Here is a 3,066-nt window from a genome sequence, read left to right on the forward strand (position 1 = left end):
GTTTGACCGTAGTTGCCATTAAAGACAATACCTATACCGTTACTGCTATTGCCGAAACGATAAACAAAACCAATTTAGCACACTGGAAAGTGGGCGATGCCGTTAATTTAGAACGCGCCATGAAATTGGGCGATCGTTTGGACGGCCATATTGTGCAAGGACATGTGGACCAAATTGGCACTTGTATTGCTATTGAAGAAGCTGGCGGAAGTTGGCACTACACTTTTGAATACGACCCAGCGGCGAACAATATTACTATTGAAAAAGGGTCTATTACCGTAAACGGAGTGAGTTTAACGGTAGTTAATTCCAAACCAAATCAATTTAGCGTGGCCATTATTCCGTATACCTATGAACACACTAATTTCAACGAATTTAAAATTGGCACTGTTATTAATTTAGAATTTGATGTGATTGGAAAGTATGTAAGTCGTTTATTCGAGAATCGGATTTAAAATACATGGATCCTAAATTCTAAATTTGTAAATTTGATTTCATTTATATTAAATAACGCTACTATGTATAATAAATTTATGTTTTTGTTTGTATTGCTTTTTTCATTCAGTCTATGGAGTCAAAACGCTACATTTGAGATTAAAAGTTCGAATTTAATATTTTTAAATGCAAATCCATCTAATGAAGCTGCAAATAATATTGAAGGTTCCCAATATATAATTAAAGAGTTTTCACCTTCTGTGTTTTCTTGTTTGTCAGAATCCACACCTCCAATTCGATATAACGTTTTTAAAGAGGAAATGGAATTCATGCAAGATGATAAATTATATTATGTGGAAAAAAATGATAAATGTATAATTACGCTAGGCAATAACTCTTATAAATATTTTGAAAATTATAGTAAAGAGAAAAAGGGTGGTTATTTGATGATTTTGAATAAATTAAATGATCCAAAATATATTTTATACAAAAAAGAAAAAGTGAAATTTGTACCCGAATATATTCCTAATTCGACTTATGGTAAAGAAAAACCTGCTTCATATGTTATTGATAAAAGCAAGTATTATATTTCAATGCCAGATGGCCTAACAGAATTTCCAAAAAAGAAATCAGAACTTTTAAAACTTTTCCCAAACAATCAAGTATCAATCGAATCGTTTTTAACTGACAAAAAAATATCATTTAGTCAAGAATCTAATCTAATTGAATTAATTGATTTTTTAAATACACTTTAGATTCAACTGAAAATTTAAATAGGATTCGATAACGTAATTTCGACCGAAAAGAACTTTTGGCAACCTGTCCCGAAGCGTCGGGATGTTTCAGGTTCCAAAATAAATCGAGCCTATGGCTCTTGCGCGTTGCCTTCGAGAGCCTCAGGCAACGACACATAACGTACAACGTATTTCAATCCGTTGGTGAAAATAAAAAAAGCCTCTCAATTTCTTGAAAGGCTTTTTTGTGGTCCCACCTGGGCTCGAACCAGGGACCACCTGATTATGAGTCAGGTGCTCTAACCAACTGAGCTATAGGACCGGTTTAGAGTGTGCAATATTACTACTATTTTTAATTTGCCGCAACTATTTTTAAAGCAGTTTTAAAAAAACTAGTCGTTTCTGAAATTCCAAAAAAGAAACCACTTGATTCTGAGGATACTATTAGCGAATCTCTTGGCACAATTCAATCAAAACACCATTGGTGCTTTTAGGGTGCAAGAACGCAACTAGTTTATTGTCGGCGCCTTTCTTAGGCGTTTCGTTCAACACCACAAAACCTTCTTTTTGCAGTCGGACAATTTCGGATACAATATCTTCCACATCAAAAGCAATGTGATGGATTCCTTCGCCTTTTTTCTCGATAAACTTCGCTATCGGACTATCGGGAGTAGTCGCTGCTAACAATTCGATTTTGTTTGGGCCATTCATAAAAAATGAGGTGGTTACCCCTTCGCTTGCTACCTCTTCAGATTTGTAGGCTGGAGCGCCAAATAATTTTTCGAAAAGTGCATTGGAAACGTCTAAATCCTGTACTGCAATTCCAATATGTTCTATTTTTCTCATGGGATTCAATTAAAGTTTAAAAATACTGAATTTTAAGTAAATTCTACAATTCCCATCTCAGAATATTTCGACAAAAAGTTTCCATTCCATTAAATATAGTTGTTATTTTGTGGCATCAAATTTTCAATTCGTTATGGGCAAAACCATTTTAAAATACGCTACTGCTTTATTGCTGCTCCTCTTCGTTAGTTGTGCCAAAAGAGGCAACATAACTGGCGGCGCAAAAGACACTATCGCTCCAGTATTGAAAGCCAGCTTTCCTAAAAACTTTAGTACTGATTTTAAAGGCAACACTATTAAATTGGCTTTTGATGAATTCATCAAGTTAAAGGACTTGAAAAAGCAGCTTATTATTTCGCCACCTATGAAAAATGAGCCCCTAATTATCCCAAGTACTCCAAGTAAAATTATTACTATCGCAATCAAAGACACCTTAGAAGAGAATACAACTTACAGTTTTAACTTTGGTCAAGGAATTACAGATAACAACGAGGGAAATGCCTTGAACCAATTTAAATATGTTTTTTCTACTGGAAAAACGATCGACTCTCTCGCTATTAGTGGCAAAGTAAAAGACGCTTACTTCAAAGAAGTAGAGTCCTTTGTTTCGGTAATGTTGTATGATGTGAACGCCAATTACAACGACTCAATTGTGTACAAACAAACGCCGCGTTACGTTACCAATACCTTAGACAGTTTAAAGATATTTCGTTTGGAAAATCTGAAAGCTGGAAAATACCTTTTGGTCGCCATGAAGGATTACAATTCCAACAATAAATTCGATTCAAAAAAAGATAAAATTGGTTTTTTGAAACAATTCATTTCGGTGCCAAATGATACCGTATTCGAATTAGAATTATTCAAAGAGAATTTGCCGTTTAAAGCATTCAAACCTGCACTAGCGTCAGGAAATCGTTTACTTATGGCTTATGAAGGGAATTTAAAACTAAAAGAAAATAGACCCAGCATTACCTTAAAAAATAAAGAACAAATTGTACCAACCATTGTTACTCAATTTCCTAAAAAAGATTCATTACAGGTTTGGTACCGT

The 3,066-nt window shown here is 34.2% G+C and carries 4 protein-coding genes and 1 tRNA gene; 3 read left to right on the forward strand and 2 right to left on the reverse strand.

Annotation, left to right across the window (positions count from 1 at the left end):
- Both ACIQ6Z_RS09735 and ACIQ6Z_RS09740 read left to right on the forward strand, forming a co-directional pair.
- Nucleotides 1–455: riboflavin synthase (locus ACIQ6Z_RS09735; protein ID WP_396210684.1), on the forward strand; the 455-nt coding region annotated here is incomplete at its 5' end.
- A 63-nt stretch (nucleotides 456–518) separates the two neighbouring features.
- Nucleotides 519–1,190: a hypothetical protein gene (locus tag ACIQ6Z_RS09740; RefSeq protein WP_396210685.1), complete on the forward strand. Its 672-nt coding sequence runs from the start codon at nucleotides 519–521 to the stop codon at nucleotides 1,188–1,190.
- A 227-nt stretch (nucleotides 1,191–1,417) separates the two neighbouring features.
- On the opposite strand, the gene ACIQ6Z_RS09745 is transcribed toward ACIQ6Z_RS09740, so the two are convergent.
- Nucleotides 1,418–1,491: transfer RNA gene (locus ACIQ6Z_RS09745), tRNA-Ile, on the reverse strand.
- Nucleotides 1,492–1,613: 122 nt separating this feature from the next.
- Nucleotides 1,614–2,015: a methylmalonyl-CoA epimerase gene (mce, locus tag ACIQ6Z_RS09750; protein ID WP_396210686.1), complete on the reverse strand. Its 402-nt coding sequence runs from the start codon at nucleotides 2,013–2,015 to the stop codon at nucleotides 1,614–1,616.
- 133 nt (nucleotides 2,016–2,148) lie between these two features.
- Between mce and ACIQ6Z_RS09755 the strand changes: the two genes are divergently transcribed.
- Nucleotides 2,149–3,066 (forward strand): Ig-like domain-containing protein (locus ACIQ6Z_RS09755; RefSeq protein ID WP_396210687.1); only part of this gene is annotated, 918 nt, incomplete at its 3' end.

The sequence above is a fragment of the Flavobacterium sp. genome, assembly GCF_044376915.1.
GTDB lineage: Bacteria > Bacteroidota > Bacteroidia > Flavobacteriales > Flavobacteriaceae > Flavobacterium.

Coding starts and splice junctions, on each gene's coding strand:
- mce (WP_396210686.1), bottom strand. CDS start 2,015: ATGAGAAAAATAGAACATATTGGAATTGCAGTACAGGATTTAGACGTT.
- ACIQ6Z_RS09740 (WP_396210685.1), top strand. CDS start 519: ATGTATAATAAATTTATGTTTTTGTTTGTATTGCTTTTTTCATTCAGT.